15 protein-coding genes are annotated in these 15,573 nt (G+C 41.8%); 10 read left to right on the top strand and 5 right to left on the bottom strand.

What is annotated here, in order from left to right:
* The first annotated feature begins 48 nt into the window (after positions 1–48).
* Complete coding sequence (locus PULV_RS12300; protein WP_193331860.1) at positions 49–1,272, top strand: alkaline phosphatase family protein; 1,224 nt, start codon at positions 49–51, stop codon at positions 1,270–1,272.
* 6 nt (positions 1,273–1,278) lie between these two features.
* Here PULV_RS12300 and PULV_RS12295 read toward each other — a convergent pair whose 3' ends face one another.
* Genes PULV_RS12295 through PULV_RS12280 form a run of 4 tightly spaced genes read right to left on the bottom strand, consistent with a single transcriptional unit; the run spans position 1,279 to position 4,787 of the window.
* On the bottom strand, positions 1,279–2,217 hold the full coding sequence (locus PULV_RS12295; RefSeq protein WP_193331859.1) for a 5-oxoprolinase subunit C family protein: 939 nt from the start codon (positions 2,215–2,217) through the stop codon (positions 1,279–1,281).
* On the bottom strand, positions 2,214–2,903 hold the full coding sequence (gene pxpB, locus PULV_RS12290; RefSeq protein WP_193331858.1) for a 5-oxoprolinase subunit PxpB: 690 nt from the start codon (positions 2,901–2,903) through the stop codon (positions 2,214–2,216). Before pxpB ends, PULV_RS12295 begins: the two co-directional genes overlap by 4 nt.
* Positions 2,904–2,907: 4 nt before the next feature.
* Positions 2,908–3,645, bottom strand: a complete 738-nt coding sequence (locus PULV_RS12285; RefSeq protein ID WP_193331857.1) for a 5-oxoprolinase subunit PxpA — start codon at positions 3,643–3,645, stop codon at positions 2,908–2,910.
* A complete protein-coding gene (locus PULV_RS12280; RefSeq protein WP_227009400.1) occupies positions 3,642–4,787 on the bottom strand; it encodes an anhydro-N-acetylmuramic acid kinase in 1,146 nt (381 codons plus the stop codon). Before PULV_RS12280 ends, PULV_RS12285 begins: the two co-directional genes overlap by 4 nt.
* Before the next feature lie 98 nt (positions 4,788–4,885).
* On the opposite strand from PULV_RS12280, the gene PULV_RS12275 reads away from it, so the two are divergent.
* From PULV_RS12275 to PULV_RS12245, 7 genes are all read left to right on the top strand, one after another.
* On the top strand, positions 4,886–5,782 hold the full coding sequence (locus PULV_RS12275; protein WP_086745245.1) for an N-acetylmuramoyl-L-alanine amidase: 897 nt from the start codon (positions 4,886–4,888) through the stop codon (positions 5,780–5,782).
* 156 nt (positions 5,783–5,938) lie between these two features.
* Positions 5,939–6,655: a substrate-binding periplasmic protein gene (locus PULV_RS12270; protein ID WP_193331856.1), complete on the top strand. Its 717-nt coding sequence runs from the start codon at positions 5,939–5,941 to the stop codon at positions 6,653–6,655.
* 124 nt (positions 6,656–6,779) lie between these two features.
* Positions 6,780–7,493: an outer membrane protein gene (locus PULV_RS12265; RefSeq protein ID WP_086745243.1), complete on the top strand. Its 714-nt coding sequence runs from the start codon at positions 6,780–6,782 to the stop codon at positions 7,491–7,493.
* A 342-nt stretch (positions 7,494–7,835) separates the two neighbouring features.
* Positions 7,836–8,450, top strand: a complete 615-nt coding sequence (locus tag PULV_RS12260; protein WP_086745242.1) for a DsbA family protein — start codon at positions 7,836–7,838, stop codon at positions 8,448–8,450.
* Positions 8,451–8,582: 132 nt separating this feature from the next.
* The gene (locus tag PULV_RS12255; RefSeq protein ID WP_086745241.1) at positions 8,583–8,858 is read left to right on the top strand and encodes a hypothetical protein; all 276 of its coding nucleotides are present in this window, start codon (positions 8,583–8,585) and stop codon (positions 8,856–8,858) included.
* Between the two features lie 126 nt (positions 8,859–8,984).
* Positions 8,985–12,113 carry a nuclease-related domain-containing protein gene (locus tag PULV_RS12250; protein ID WP_193331855.1) on the top strand — a complete coding sequence of 1,043 codons (3,129 nt, stop codon included), beginning with the start codon at positions 8,985–8,987 and terminating at the stop codon, positions 12,111–12,113.
* A 115-nt stretch (positions 12,114–12,228) separates the two neighbouring features.
* Positions 12,229–13,080, top strand: coding sequence for an SMP-30/gluconolactonase/LRE family protein (locus PULV_RS12245; RefSeq protein WP_193331854.1), 852 nt, complete (start codon positions 12,229–12,231; stop codon positions 13,078–13,080).
* Between the two features lie 177 nt (positions 13,081–13,257).
* On the opposite strand, the gene hemH is transcribed toward PULV_RS12245, so the two are convergent.
* Positions 13,258–14,277 carry a ferrochelatase gene (gene hemH / locus PULV_RS12240; RefSeq protein ID WP_086745238.1) on the bottom strand — a complete coding sequence of 340 codons (1,020 nt, stop codon included), beginning with the start codon at positions 14,275–14,277 and terminating at the stop codon, positions 13,258–13,260.
* Positions 14,278–14,692: 415 nt separating this feature from the next.
* Between hemH and arfA the strand changes: the two genes are divergently transcribed.
* Positions 14,693–14,890, top strand: coding sequence for an alternative ribosome rescue factor ArfA (gene arfA, locus PULV_RS12235; protein WP_086745237.1), 198 nt, complete (start codon positions 14,693–14,695; stop codon positions 14,888–14,890).
* A 101-nt stretch (positions 14,891–14,991) separates the two neighbouring features.
* On the top strand, positions 14,992–15,555 hold the full coding sequence (locus PULV_RS12230; RefSeq protein ID WP_193331853.1) for a GNAT family N-acetyltransferase: 564 nt from the start codon (positions 14,992–14,994) through the stop codon (positions 15,553–15,555).
* Positions 15,556–15,573 lie beyond the last annotated feature (18 nt).

Genomic DNA, 15,573 nt, shown 5'->3' with positions numbered 1-15,573 from the left:
GACTTAAGTTTGTTAGACTGGTTTTTTATTGATTTTTGAATTAATGCTATGAAAAACCATAATTTATTTTTGATTGTAACTAGCCTGATCAGCTTACTTTGTTTCAATGAATCAGCTAAAGCGAACCCGCAAGCCGCGACTTCACCGAGTGTCGTGTTGCTATCAATTGATGGTTTTAGGTGGGATTATATTGAAAAACATCAGGCAAACCACATTGCTCATATCGCCAAGCAAGGAGTCAGAGCGAAGCAATTAACTCCTGTCTATCCAACAAAAACCTTCCCAAATCATTTATCAATTATAACTGGTTTATTGCCTGTTAATCATGGCATTGTTGATAATAGTTTTTGTGATAAAACACGCCAGCAGTGTTATAAAATGGGGGATGGTGGAAAAGATAGCTCATGGTTATCAGGGATCCCGCTTTGGAACTTAGCCACGTTACAAGGAGTGAAGTCAGCGACGTATTTTTGGCCAGAATCCGATGCGTTATTTAATGGTGTAAAACCGGATTATTATTACCACTATTCTAAACACAGTGATTATCAAGCTCGTATTGATCAGATGATTTTTTGGCTCAAATTACCACCCGCGCAGCGACCTGGATTTATTGCGGGTTATTTTTCATTGGTTGATACCCAAGGCCATGAATTTGGTCCTGATGCGAAGGAAACATTTCTTGCTGTGCAAAAGGTCGATCAATTAGTCGGACAATTAGCAAAGCGGATCGCAAGTGAGGTCAATCACCCTGTGACGCTGATTTTGGTGTCCGATCATGGTATGTCAGCTATTGAACCCAACAAGTCCATTGCAATAGCAAGCCTTGGCATCAATGAAACTGATTTTATGATTAAAAATAGCGGTACGCGCGTTCAGCTGTATCAAAAACCTGACAGTCAGGCAGATTTGACAGAGGTGAAGAAACAATTACAAAACAAAGCGATGGGACGCTTTACTGTGCTCTCAGAGGATGTGTTAGCACAACGAGGGTATGTAAAGAGTGTACGCATTGCCGATATTATTATTGAAACCACTGCGCCGAGCACATTTTCAGATCACGGACAGAGTGATTACCTTGGAACGCATGGCTTTGCTTACACACAGGATATGGCCGGACTATTTGTGGCCCAAGGTCCAATGTTAAAACAAGGATTTGAATTTGAGACAGCCAGTAATTTAGATATTTATCCGCTGGTGGCGCATTTGTTAGGCCTTAAGTTATTGGGACCCATTGATGGCACGGATGCTCTGAAAAAAGCGATAGTCAAATAAGCTTTTTTAACAAGGGTTAAACTTTAAATGCGCTAATTGATACTGATGTAAATGCAGTGCATTTTGGGCTTGCTCAATACTGATGGCTTCAAAACGAACTTTGCTGCCTGCGACCATCTGGCTCAGTTTATGGCAATCAAGAGACAATACAGTCCCTATTTTGGGGTACCCGCCAATGGTTTGCCGATCATTCATAAGAACGATAGGTTGACCATCTGGTGGGATCTGTACTGCACCAAAACTGATCCCTTCTGAATAGAGCTGAGATACCTTGCTTTCGATACGAGGCCCGCTGAGGCGATAGCCCATTCGATCACTGAGTGGGTCGACCTGAAAATCATGATGAAAAAACCGCGCTATTTCGCTGCTCGGAAATAAGTCATGCTGGTAACCCGCAATTATACGCAGGACTGTGTCTTGGTCATAATGTGGTAGTTGACTAATATCAAGCATCTGATTGACGCACGTTGAGGCACTTTGGCAAATAAGCACGCGTTTAGCCGTTAACGCATGACCGTCGAATCCGCCAATTTTTTCACGAATTGTGGTTGCCATAGAGCCAAAGGATGGTGTGCCTAAAAATCCGCCAGCAATTGCAAGGTAGCAGCGTACTCCTTGTTGGCAATAGCCAATCTCGAGAATATCCCCTTGCTGTAATTGCAAAGAGCGCCAACGTGCTTGCGGGCGTTGATTAATTAACACTTCGCACATCGCGCCGGTGATTGAAATACAACAATCAGTTAAGGCTGTAAAACTGGCTCCCCCATAACTGAGCTCGATTTGAGCTGCGTTATCAGGATTGTTTAACAGCTTGTTGGCCACGATAAAGGCAAATCTGTCTGCAGGTCCAGATGTGGTTAATCCAAGGTTTGCTTGGCCAAAACGTCCTAAATCTTGGAGTTGGCTTAAGAAACCGGGGTGGTTGACATATAAGGCTTGTTTCATATTTTACCCCCTAGATTTAAAAACTCGGCTTCATCAATACGATAAAATTGCACTTTATCGCCGACTTTAAATGGTAGATAGGGTTCAGATTGCGGGTTAAATAAAAGTTGAGGGCAAAGGCCAATTAAATTCCAACCTCCGGGGGAAATACTCGGATAGACTGCTGTTTGACGATCGGCAATGGCGACTGCGCCAGCTGGAACGCTTTTGCGCGGTGTGCTCAGCCTTGGCATGGCAATGCGCTGATCGACTTCGCCTAAAAATGCAAACCCTGGCGCAAAGCCAATGGCAAACACATCATATTGCTCGGCAAGATGAATTGAAATGACTTGCTCTTTGCTTAGCCCTTGATGCTCCGCGATACGGCCTAAATCAGGGGTCGAGGGTGCATCGTAAAAAACAGGTAATCGGATATGTTTGACAGGTAAATTTTCTGTTGATTGAGGGTTGTTTAGCGACAACTTTATCAAACTCAGGGCGTGAAAATGATCGATTTCAAGCGCGTTGTAAGTGATTAACAACGAGACATAAGAAGGGATGATATCGATTAAATGCTCGCCAAAAAGATGTTTGATTCTCACGCTAAGTGCGGCTATTTCATTGCAGCTTTGCTGGCTTGGATGCTCCGCGAGATAGACAATTAGTGAGTTTTCACCTGCAAGGGCGATTTTTGCTTGATTCAGCATCCGATTATGACCGTGCAAGTTGACACAGAGCGTTAATTTTTTCAATCACAGCGATGGCAGCTAAGTTATCACCATGTACGCAAAGGGTATCGGCGACAATGGCGAGTGTGTTGCCGCTATGGGTGATTACGGTATGGTGTTTAAGGAGTTGCTCAACTTGTGCCAACATGGCTTGCTCAGATAAAACAGCGCCTTGTACGCTTCGCGGTGTTAGCGCTCCGGAGTCTAGGTATCGTCTGTCTGCAAACGCTTCGAATAGCAGCTCAACACCATATTGCTGGCTAAGCGCTCGACTTTCATCACTTAAGGCTCCTGCTAAGACCATCAATTTTAACGGTGTATGATATTGCGAGAGTGCAGTTAAGACAGTGGTAAAAATGGCGGGATCAGCCATCATGTCATTATAAAGTGCCCCATGTGGTTTGACGTATGTTAATTGCAGCCCATGGTTTTTTGCCATGCTGTCAATTGCACCAATTTGATAATGGAGTAGGGCAATTAATTCATCTGGCGAGCACTTCATACTACGCCGACCAAAACCAACCAGATCAGGATAACTAGGGTGCGCACCTATGGTGACCTTGTGTTGTTTGGCCAATGCCAGAGTCTTGTTTATGACTAGCGGATCACCTGCATGGAATCCACAGGCAATATTGGCCATATCAATGTGAGGCATGACAGCGTCATCGAGCCCCATTTGCCACTGCCCAAAACTTTCACCTAAGTCACAGTTTAATTTCATTGTGTTGCTCCTGTTTTTGGCGTGGGGTGATGGTTGTGAACTTGGGTAATTTGACCGAGGATCTCAGCTTGTTTTGCACCCGTCACGTGTGGATCATTGGCAGTATTTCGTTCAAGGCACTGTTTTGTTAACCAGGCAAAGGCCATCGCTTCCATTGAGTCTGCATCAATACCGTGTTGATTGGTGATATCGACGTGCCATTTAGGCAACTGTTGCGCTAAATTTTGCAGTAAGTGGGTGTTTTTCGCTCCGCCGCCACACACCAATAACTGCCCTGCGGGTAACGCTTGTAGTGTTGCAGCAATGGATTTAGCAACAAACAGACTGAGGGTTGCCAAGACATCTTCAAGTGGCAAAGGATCAAATTGGGACAAAATCTGGTTGAGCCATTGCAGATTAAAATACTCTCTTCCAGTGCTTTTTGGGCCTGTAATCGCAAAGTAATCGTCTGACAAAAAACGTGCTAAAAGGCGTGAGTTAACAGCACCACTGGCTGCAACACTGCCACCATCATCAAAAAGAGATCCATTTTGTTGTTGTAAATAACTGTCCATAAGCACGTTACCTGGGCCTGTATCAAAGCCTCGCAAAGGTGCTGGTTTTAAAATAGAAACGTTAGCGATGCCGCCAATGTTAAGTAACACCAATGATGGGTGTTTGGCGATTAAATGCGCGCAGAGCTGCTGATGAAAAGGGGGCACTAATGGAGCGCCTTGACCGCCAAGGGCGATATCCATACTTCTAAAATCGCTCACGGTGGTAATACGGCACTGACTGGCTAAAACACTGCTGTTGATTAACTGCATTGAAAAAGGCCATGCACCTTCTGGTTGATGGAAAATAGTTTGACCATGACAGCCAATGGCTTGAATATCAGAAGGTTCCAGATGAGTGTGATCAAGTAACTGGTTAACCGCTTGTGCATAAGCTAGGCTGAGCTTGACTGATAGCGTCCCTAATTGTTTTAACTCAACAGTAGGGTTTTGACATAAATGTAGTAATTGGCTGCGTAATTCAGGCTCGAACGGGGTTTCACTGGCAGCGATTAAGCTGATGGTTTGGTCGCGAAAATCGACTAAAGCGACATCAATGCCATCTAAACTTGTTCCTGACATAATGCCAATGTAATAATGGGGCGTCACAACGTTGCTCTGATTCAAGTCATTAGAGCACTGATTTTAGGGGCTTTAGTTCGTAAGTGCTAGCCTTATCATTTGAAAAATTCATTAAAGGATCAGAAATGAACAAAGGAGCACTGCTGGTTTGTCTATTTGGTTTGCTGCAAGGCTGCAGTCATGGGGTAAAGCAGACCTATCAGTCCGATAATTTTGACAGCCGAGTGAGATTTTTAGTGATTCATTATACGACGGGTAATTGGAATGATTCACTCGAAGCATTAACTAAAGGACAAGTGAGCGCCCATTATTTAATCCCCGAAAAACACGACTCTTCCTTTGTAGAAGGGGATTTAGCGGTTTATCGATTGGTCGAGGAGCAACAGCGCGCTTGGCATGCGGGTGTGAGTCATTGGCAGGGCAGAGAAAACATTAATGACCAATCAATTGGGATTGAACTTGTCAATCGTGCTCGTTGTGTTTATGAACCGCTCAATTGGGAAGAGCAAGCTTTAAGCGCCTCACAACTCGACGCGCAATCATTTTGTTTGTATCCAAGTTTTGATCAGCAGCAGATTTCATTATTAATCGAGTTGGCCACAGATATCTTAACTCGTTACCCAAATATTGAGCCCACAGCAATTGTCGGGCACTCTGATATTCAATTGGGCAACAAACAAGATCCTGGCCCAAATTTCCCTTGGTATACCTTATATCAGCACGGTATCGGTGCCTGGTATGACGATGATACGGTGTTTAAATTTTGGCAGCAGTTTAAAGATGAAGGCTTACCTGATTATCAGGTCGTTCAATGTGCGTTGCAGCGATATGGTTATGGCGTCGAGGTCACAGGTGAATTTGATCAGCAAACATTTAATACTGTTAAAGCTTTTCAGTTGCATTTTTTGCCTTGGCAAGTGACTGGTGAAGTGAATCCTAAAACACTCGCGGTACTGTGGGCATTAATGGATAAATATCGTGAGGGTGTGATAGACAGGCATTGTATGTCGGTTGCTCAATAAAATCAGTCACCCCTAATAGACCATGTGTGAAAGAGTTCACATAATTGTTTAGTTAATCACAAATAGACTAGGGTGAATGTCTATCAATTAACTATAATCACTTTGAGTGAATTTATGTTGTTGTAACGATAGATGCGAAAAACAGTTTGTTATTGCATGTCATTTGTACTTTGTTTGACGAGTTATTCACTCGTTGCAAAAAGTACTTTACGAGTTGTGACCGAAGAGTGGCCTCCTTATAATTATACCAATGACAACGGTAAAGTGGTGGGGACTGCGACGGCGAAGGTTCGTTGGATTTTAGATCAAGCAGGGATTGACTATACCTTAGAGAGCTACCCATGGGCTCGCGCGATTGATTTAGCCGCGAATAATAAAAATGTCGCTATTTTTTCTGTCTACCGTACACAAGTAAGAGAGCACACATTTAAATGGGTATGCCCATTGATTTCACCTGTCCCCACATTTATGTATAAGTTAAAAGATAGAACAGATCTGAATGTAACATCCTTTGAAGATGCAAAGCGTTATCAAGTAAGCGTGACCCGTGGCGATCTTGCTCAAGATGTATTAACTAAAGCAGGATTTGAATTAGGGGTGAACTTAGATTTAGCTGCTAATGGGCAAGTAAGCATCAAAAAATTGTTTGCAAAGCGGATAGATTTTGTCATTTATTCGGAAATAGCATTGCTTGAGCAGCTTAAAAAAATTAACCGTAGTTATGACTCCATTCAAAAAGTGATGGAATTAACTGTCATGGAAAACTTACCTATTTGTCTCGCTTTTCATAAAGATGCAGAGGACTCTCTCGTAAACGACGTTCAGAAAATGTTAGATTTATTAGATGTTGTTTCACAGCCTAGTTATTTTTAGCTTACCTTTTAAACACCCTATCCTAGTATAAAAAATCGATACATTTTCTAACAAATTACTTAGTTATTTATCGATATCCAGCAGGTATGATTGCGCCAAATTAGGAACGTACCAAGGTTAAGATATGAATCTACATTCAAGCAATCTCATCGGTTTACTCTTCGCGACCATTAGTTTGCATTCAGTCGCAGAAACATCCGATACGCAAGTATCACACTCATTGCCAAAAGAAGGGCGGTTTTTCTTTAATGGCGGGGCGCTGAGTAGTTTTTATGAGTATGAAAACCAAGATGTAAAAGATGCGCTACCAAGCAAAATAACGGATCGACTTGAAAAGTACCAAGTTGAAGGAGATGAGTCAGATATTGTTAATTACAACCTAGCGATTGGCTATTATCTTTATGATGATTTAGCGCTGCGATTTAATTATGTCGCTGATATCGAAATTGATTTTTTAGGTGATGTGTTTACCGATGTCTGCTGGCTTGGTTGCGAACCCTCGCAAGCAAAGCAACGAGATTATTATACTATAAATATGGATATTTTTGAGTTTGATGCCACCTATTATCCAGTCCATTTCACGCCTAAATTATCCGCTTACATGCTAGGGGGGATCGCAATTCATAAAATAGATGCCACTATTTATAACCGAAGTACACAATCAACACCTTATACGCGGGTGAATGTTGCTCGGTCAACAGAGTTAGAAGCGGGTGCAAAACTAGGAGTGGGGATCCAATATGACTTCAGTGATGATTGGGGATTAAAAGCGGGTTACAGCCATTTTAGTTATATGTCGATTGATAAAACCTATATCAACTTTGAATATCGGTTGTAAATAATATTAGCTGAGGTATGTAACGGCTAAAAGCTCAGTTTGGCCATTCATCCTTAAAATTGACCTTTCATCATTTTATTGAAAAATGAACGTACAGTCGGCTGTATTGTCCATCTCACAGTTTACCCACACACACTTCGTCGCAGCAATGGATAGAAGAATGGGGAAGCTTATTATCCACTATTTTTGCAATTGATTTTCCCAACTCAGCACAGCCTCCAACCAAGGCTGTGCTTTTATTTAGATACCCCTTTAAAAATACTTAACATTACCATGACGCACGGTTTGTTGGAGCATTCGTGATGTTTGCGCTAATCTTTAAGCTCACTTGAAGGAAGCGTCATGCAAAATACAACCCTCTATTACATTTATGATCCAATGTGCAGTTGGTGCTGGGGATACCGAAAAACGTGGTTAATGTTAGAACAGGCATTGAAGCCTTTTGTCACAGTTAAATATCGATTAGGTGGGCTCGCTCCCGATTGCCATCAACCGATGAGCCAACAAATGAAGAGTCATTTACAGCAAACATGGCGCACAATAAGTAAGCAGTTAAATGTTGATTTTAATTTTGATTTTTGGCTCAAATGTCACCCTAGGAGGTCAACTTATCCGGCCTGTCGGGCGGCGCTTATCGCACGTAAATTTGATAAAGAAGCCCAGATGTATTTTGCCATTCAACAGGCTTATTACCTCAATGCGCAAAACCCTTCAGATGATGAAACCTTAATATCATTAGCACACGATATTGGCATTCCCTCAGACGAGTTTGCAACGTTATTAAACAGTCCTCAAATACAAGATGAATTACTGACAGAAATAGAAAGGGTACATCAATGGCCAATAACGGGTTTTCCTTCATTGATTTTAATGCACGAAGGCCATGTCACTGCAATAAAAATTAATTACAAACAATGGCAAGACACCTTTAGTCGGATTAAGCAGCTGTTAGACTGAACCGATTGTAATAGAGTGTAATAATGTTTTTAATGCAACGAGCTACACTGACAAACTGAGTAAATTGACTATAGTGTTTTAATACAAATTTAATGCACACACTATTTAATAAAAAGTTACAGGGAATCAGTAATGTCAAACCATTTCAACAATGGGCCTAAAGAATTCAGCCATGAGATTAGCCCCCAAGCGCGGCTGGTATTTACCAGTGCTTTAACGGGCATTGACGCTGTATTATATGAGCCTGTCGCTGTATCGACGGAAAATAATCAAGGTACTAACTACGCATTTTTATGTAATGCAATCCAAGTGGCCCCTCATTCCTCCCCATATCCAGCCATAGTGTCAGTATTTGAAGACTTAAACGGGCGAATTGGACTGACACAAATAGAAAAACTCAGTTTCTGATCCGAAAATTTAATCTAAAAATAAGGACAAATAAGCCTAGCATCCTGATTTTTGCAATAAGTTGTAATGGAAAAATGGGCACTAAACAAGTAAGCTAAATATAAATCAATACAAACACTTATTTTTATGTCTAGCTCTGGTTCACTCTCACTTTTATTTTTCTCGCTATTTGTTAGTTCTGCGTTGTCTGCTGCACCTAATCAAGAGGCGCTTTGTCTGTTATTAAATCAGCAGGTGTCGCAATTTAGTCATGTACCAAATAGTCGACAATATCGAGATGCGAAAAGAAGCTATGATCGTGATTGCCGAGATTTACCCAAAAAAAAATCAACACCAGCTATCACGACACCTGAGGTAAAAGCGCACGTTACAGAAGATAAATCTGCAGTGAGTACCTTTGCGCCAATTGAACAACAAACACACGCAAAGTCAATCAGTCAGCCCGCCGAACAGCCTATACAAAATGAGCAAGACTCAACTCAAGCTCGAGAGGCCACTAGCCAGTTAAACGATTCAACGCCTAAAGAAAGCTTGGCTGAACAAGATCAAGATACACACGAAAAACAAGCACAGTTAAAGGCGTTATATGAACAAGAACAGCAAACGAATCCGTCAGTGAGTGCTGTATCGACTGTGGAAGAGCAAGCGAAAACCGCGATAAAATCAGCGCCTGACTTACCCGCAGCACCCGTAAAAAAAGAGCAATCATTATTTGCAGATTTACTTATTCCAACATTCGCAATCATCGCCTTATTGTTAATTGTAGTGGGAGGGATTTGGTTGGTAAAAGGGCGCATGGCCACGATTAAAAACAAAACGTCTGTTTTGGCTGCTAAAGTAACGGACAAAGTAACTGAAAAATCTCAAGCTGTTAAACGTGATAAAAGTAAAAAGAAGCGTTTATCAAAAGGACTCGATCCAGAACTTTATTCGTCATTTAAACAGCTGGCCATCACTATAGATGGAGATAAAAGCAAAAGTATTGAACGTGTGATTGTCTCTGCTTTTGGTATTTTTGTTGTTGTCGCCCCAGAAGTCAAAGGAGCAGTTTTTGGTGGAACTAATGCTGCACAATGGTCAGAGCAGCTTGATGACAAAACGGTCCCATTCGATAATCCATTACAGTTGGCGAATCAATTATCAATGGCTCTAGGTCGATTGCTTGATATTTCACAAGGGATAAAGCCGATAGTGATGTTTCATGACTCCGTGACGTTTAAATCACCGATGCCAGAAAATATTATTCATCGTCATGCACTTATAGACACCATTAAAGGAATAAAGCAACTTGAATACATGGATGAACAGGTCGAACATTTTACACAGGTATTGACTGAGCGCTTTAATGAACAATATCATCAACAAGATCAAACACCTGTCGATCAATATGGTTTTATTGCCTCTGCAAGCCCAGCTGAGGAGAAAGACACAGAGTCTGATAATAACCCTCAGAATGAACAATCTTCGGCGCGCATCTCAACGAATGTAGCAACGAATACAACAGCGAAACCGAGCGATGATCAATCGCCTTTAGGGCATATCACTCAAGCTGATCTAGAAAAACCCTCAATCCATAATGAAGAGGTAGATCAAGATATCGGTGAGTTTGTCAGCCCAGCAGCATTTATCGATGATATCAACTCAACGGCTGCAAAGGATAAAACAGTCGATTCAGACGATAAAAGCCAAGAAGAAAAGGCAACTGCTCAGCAGCCAATTGAAGAGCCATCCTTCCAGACAGATGAAATAACGGTGAACAAAACAATCGAGGATGACAAAGCACAGCAACCATCATTCGAAGAAAAAATCGATGAAGCAAACGAGCACGCCTTAGTGTCTGAACCAGAAGCTCAGGAAGACGGTCTTGATGTCGATACCATTGCACACATCGATGCGATGGAATTGGCTAAAGAGGCTAAACGAACCCATCAATATACTGAGCACCAATTTAAAGAGCCTGTGGTGCGTGAATATGTTCCAGAGCCTGAATCAGTTGTTGATGAAATCAAAGAGCGCCAAAATAAACCTTCTTATCAAAGTAAAGAGGCACAAAATCTCAGCTCAGATGATATGCAGGCACAGTCAAGTCATCATAAAACAGATGAACAGAGCGATTCTGAACCATCATTACAACTCGATGGCGTTGACTCGACTGATCCACATTTAATGGAGTTTAAGCCTCAAGAGGCCGCTAAAGGGTTGAAACCTGAAATTCGCAACGATCCTAAAACCCTTGTGGATCCAGAGGAAGTAGTTGAAAAGAAAAACTTATTTGCTAATTTATCTCTTGATCCGGATTGGGGCAACACAACTAATCTTGAGCAAACAGAGCAAACAGAGCAAACAGAGCAAACAGAGCAAACAGAGCAAACAGAGCAAACAGAGCAAACAGAGCAAACAGAGCAAACAGAGCAAACAGAGCAAACAGAGCAAACAGAGCAAACAGAGCAAACAGAGCAAACAGAGCAAACAGAGCAAACAGAGCAAACAGAGCAAACAGAGCAAACAGAGCAAACAGAGCAAACAGAGCAAACAGAGCAAACAGAGCAAACAGAGCAAACAGAGCAAACAGAGCAAACAGAGCAAACAGAGCAAACAGAGCAAACAGAGCAAACAGAGCAAACAGAGCAAACAGAGCAAACAGAGCAAACAGAGCAAACAGAGCAAACAGAGCAAACAGAGCAAACAGAGCAAACAGAGCAAACAGAGCAAACAGAGCAAACAGAGCAAACAGAGCAAACAGAGCAAACAGAGCAAACAGAGCAAACAGAGCAAACAGAGCAAACAGAGCAAACAGAGCAAACAGAGCAAACAGAGCAAACAGAGCAAACAGAGCAAACAGAGCAAACAGAGCAAACAGAGCAAACAGAGCAAACAGAGCAAACAGAGCAAACAGAGCAAACAGAGCAAACAGAGCAAACAGAGCAAACAGAGCAAACAGAGCAAACAGAGCAAACAGAGCAAACAGAGCAAACAGAGCAAACAGAGCAAACAGAGCAAACAGAGCAAACAGAGCAAACAGAGCAAACAGAGCAAACAGCACCGATAGCTATTCACGCAGTGATACAAGCGCAAAGCGAAGAGCTAGACGAAAAACATAATTGTGATGAAGGCGAACAGCAATTTATTAGTCAGGCTGTTGCATTTTGTCCACAATGTTTATCTACAGTTGAGCAATCAACAGATGAAAGTGGCGGCACAACCTTTACTTGCTCCTCATATCCAAAGTGTGACTTTAAAAAAACGTTACTTTAAGTAAATGAAGTCAACTCAACATAGGTTGCAGCCTGTTAGATGCGACCTATAGCTAGTTGACCCATAGTGATAAAGCTGTTTATCTATCACTAAAATAATAACCAGTGAAAACATTATGAGAGCAACATTTTTATCATTACTATTCATGGCATCAGCGTGTGGCACCCTTGATGCAGCTGCAACTGATAGCCAAGATTTTGTTATGGATAATATCTTTACCCAAGGTGTTGAAGGGCCGGTTGTGTCAAAACAGGGGCAGCTTTTTGCTGTTAATTTTGCTAAAGAAGGCACCATCGGTATCGTCACCCCCTCGGGAGAGGCTTCTTTGTATGTCACTTTGCCAAAAGGCAGTACCGGCAATGGTTTGCAATTTGATGCTAATGGGGACTTGCTGGTGGCCGATTACACCGGCCACAATGTATTGAAAGTAGATACCCAAACAAAAGAGGTGTCCGTTTTAGCCCATAACCCCAATTTTAACCAACCAAATGACATCGCTGTCACTAATGGCGGATTCATTTTTGCCAGCGATCCTAATTGGGCCGACTCATCTGGACAATTATGGCGGGTGAGCCCGGATAGCACCTCACTGCTGTTAGAAAAAAATATGGGTACGACCAATGGAGTGGCGGTTAGCGCCGATCAAACAACATTATTTGTTAATGAAAGTGTGCAACGGGTCGTGTGGGCGTATGACTTAGATTCAGATTACCAGATTAGTAATAAACGCCAATTTATACGTTTTGACGATTTTGGACTCGATGGCATGCGCACTGACTCTGCTGGTCACTTGTATATTGCCCGTTATGGCAGTGGTACGGTTGTAAAGCTATCAAAAGCAGGCAAAGTGCTTAAAACTTATCAGTTAAAGGGTCAGCATCCGACAAATGTGGCACTCAACCCGAGTGAAGATACGTTGTATGTCACGATGCAAAAGCGTGGCAGTATCGAAGTCATCAAGCTCTAATTTAACCGACACAACGGCTAAAAAAGCGGCTGTATCAGCTTACCATTGGCTAGGTGAGTAAGATTAGATGAGCTGTGTTGGCCAATAACTCATTTGTTTGATTGCGTTGTAAAGCAGCGTTAAACGTTCGATTGGGTTAACAAACCGGCCTCATCAGAGGCCGAAAATGAACACTTATTAAAGCATAGGCTTGAGCACATCAAACAGGGCATCGATGTGATCATCTCTATCGTTAAGGGCTGCAATGTATCGATATTGCTCACCCCCTGCGTTGATGAATATTTCTCGATTTTCTTCTTCTAACTCTTCAAGAGTTTCTAAGCAATCTGCGCTAAAAGCAGGGCTGACAATGGCGATATTTTTGATGCCTTGTGCCGGAAGGCTTGCTAACGTTTCATCTGTATAAGGTTTTAACCACTCGGCTTTTCCAAAACGGCTTTGGAAGGTAGTAATTACAGCTTCTTTATCAAGGTTGAGCTTTTCAATTACCAGACGTGTTGTTTGCTGGCAAAGGCAATGATAAGGGTCGCCATGATCGAGAAAACGTTTTGGCATGCCATGATATGAAAATACGATTTTTTGTGGTTGACCATGTGCAGCAATATCTTCAGCAATACTGTTGGCTAACGAATCAATGTACGACGGCTGTTTATGATAGCCATTGATAAAATGAAGTTCAGGCACCCAGCGCCATTTTTTCAATACATTGGCCACAGCATCAAAAGTCGACCCTGTGGTTGGGCTGCTGTACTGTGGATATAAAGGAAAAACAATAATTTTAGTAATGCCTTTATCCCGTAAGGCTTCAAGGCCAGCTTCAATAGAGGGATTACCATAACGCATCGCCATCACTACATCGACATGATTGAGATCCAACGAATGAAGTTTATCTTGTAGTTTTTGTTGCTGTAATTGGGTGATATGGATTAAGGGAGAGCCATTATCAGTCCAAATACCTTGATAAAGCTTGGCAGAACGTTTTGGCCTGATCCGTAAAATAATACCATGCAGTATCATCAGCCAAATCAAACGTGGGATTTCTACAATGCGGGGATCAGACAAAAATTCAGCTAAATAGGTGCGCACCGCTTTGGTCGTCGGCGCATCTGGGCTGCCTAAATTTGTCAGTAAAATCCCGGTTTTTTGGTTAAAACGTTGTTCATGGGGATTATCAGTAATGGCTGAAAAGCGTGACACATGAAGCTCCTTTGCTTATGACTCAAATACAGTGGCATTATAATGGCAAGAATTCACATTGGTATGACTTATCTTAATAAAATAAAGCAATTAGGCAATTTAACTCACTTAATTGTATTATGACAACACAGTAACCTGGTGATCCCAATGGTCAGATTAAACGTTAAAACCCACAGCCTTCATTGTACAAAGGCTGTGGGTTTAATATCGCGAAGGGGTCAGATAAAAACATAGTGTTGCGTTTTATGCCCTTCATCACTCTATACGCAGTGTTTTATGGTTGCGATCAATTAATAATTAAAAATATTTTTGCAAAGCACTAGTAAAATTTAACACCCCGATTATAGTAGCCGTGTTCCTTTCATCGTGAAGGTATCTATGACTTAATCAGTCCACAATAAAGATAGGAAATAAAATGGCGAATAAAAAAAGTAAATCTAATCAAAATATTAAATGCGAAATCGGCCGCGGTGTGATCAAAGATAACGCATTAGCTGCTTTAGTGACCTCAAAAGTATTTAGAGTACAAGTTGTGGCGGCTAAAAAAGGCAAGGGCGCGTTTAAACGTACTCAAAAACATAAAGGCCAAGAGTCTTATTTAAACGCTGCTTAACTAAGTTGTGTTCAAATAAGGCTTTTTATCTTTAAACAATCTGTAATCTACAATGTAGAACGAAATCAATATCACAGCCAAAATGGACTGACCTTTAATATATGATACAAATCACTGCAACTGAACGTTTACAGTTTTCATTCATTACTGAGCGCGATGCTGAGCTGCTTTATCAAGTTGATCACGATCCAGAAGTCATGAAGTATTTAACCTCAGGTCGCACCTCCAGCAAAGAGCAAGTAATAAATGAGTTTTTACCTCGCTTGGCTCGATATGCCGATCAAACCCTAGGGCATGGATTATGGCTGGTGAGTGATGTAATCAATAATGAACCGTATGGGTGGGTATTAGTGCGACCTATGTGCTTTTTTTCTGATTCTCCGCAACGAAATAACCTGGAACTAGGTTGGCGTTTTTTCAAAAAGCATTGGGGTAAAGGGATTGCGACAGAAGCAGCCAAAACGGTGATGGAAACACTTTTGCAACAGCGCGCAATTAAGCAGTATTCGGCCACCGCTTTGGTCGATAACATTGCCTCTATTGCCATAATGAAAAAACTAGGTATGAACAAAGTCAGTGACTACATTCATAAAGATGAGCATGGCGAATTTTTTGCTGTTGAGTATAGTGTGACACTTGCTGACCCGGCCACAAAACAAAAGTAACCAGCCATTAGCTTTATA

Source organism: Pseudoalteromonas ulvae UL12, from assembly GCF_014925405.1.
GTDB classification, from domain to species: Bacteria; Pseudomonadota; Gammaproteobacteria; order Enterobacterales; family Alteromonadaceae; genus Pseudoalteromonas; species Pseudoalteromonas ulvae.
This window is presented reverse-complemented; position numbering and strand designations above follow the sequence as displayed.

Excerpts from the sequence above, each read along its gene's own strand:
- PULV_RS12300 (WP_193331860.1), top strand. The coding sequence starts at position 49 with ATGAAAAACCATAATTTATTTTTGATTGTAACTAGCCTGATCAGCTTA.
- PULV_RS12295 (WP_193331859.1), bottom strand. The coding sequence starts at position 2,217 with ATGAAACAAGCCTTATATGTCAACCACCCCGGTTTCTTAAGCCAACTC.
- pxpB (WP_193331858.1), bottom strand. The coding sequence starts at position 2,903 with ATGCTGAATCAAGCAAAAATCGCCCTTGCAGGTGAAAACTCACTAATT.
- PULV_RS12285 (WP_193331857.1), bottom strand. The coding sequence starts at position 3,645 with ATGAAATTAAACTGTGACTTAGGTGAAAGTTTTGGGCAGTGGCAAATG.
- PULV_RS12275 (WP_086745245.1), top strand. The coding sequence starts at position 4,886 with ATGAACAAAGGAGCACTGCTGGTTTGTCTATTTGGTTTGCTGCAAGGC.
- PULV_RS12270 (WP_193331856.1), top strand. The coding sequence starts at position 5,939 with ATGTCATTTGTACTTTGTTTGACGAGTTATTCACTCGTTGCAAAAAGT.
- PULV_RS12265 (WP_086745243.1), top strand. The coding sequence starts at position 6,780 with ATGAATCTACATTCAAGCAATCTCATCGGTTTACTCTTCGCGACCATT.
- PULV_RS12260 (WP_086745242.1), top strand. The coding sequence starts at position 7,836 with ATGCAAAATACAACCCTCTATTACATTTATGATCCAATGTGCAGTTGG.
- PULV_RS12255 (WP_086745241.1), top strand. The coding sequence starts at position 8,583 with ATGTCAAACCATTTCAACAATGGGCCTAAAGAATTCAGCCATGAGATT.
- PULV_RS12250 (WP_193331855.1), top strand. The coding sequence starts at position 8,985 with ATGTCTAGCTCTGGTTCACTCTCACTTTTATTTTTCTCGCTATTTGTT.
- PULV_RS12245 (WP_193331854.1), top strand. The coding sequence starts at position 12,229 with ATGAGAGCAACATTTTTATCATTACTATTCATGGCATCAGCGTGTGGC.
- arfA (WP_086745237.1), top strand. The coding sequence starts at position 14,693 with ATGGCGAATAAAAAAAGTAAATCTAATCAAAATATTAAATGCGAAATC.
- PULV_RS12230 (WP_193331853.1), top strand. The coding sequence starts at position 14,992 with ATGATACAAATCACTGCAACTGAACGTTTACAGTTTTCATTCATTACT.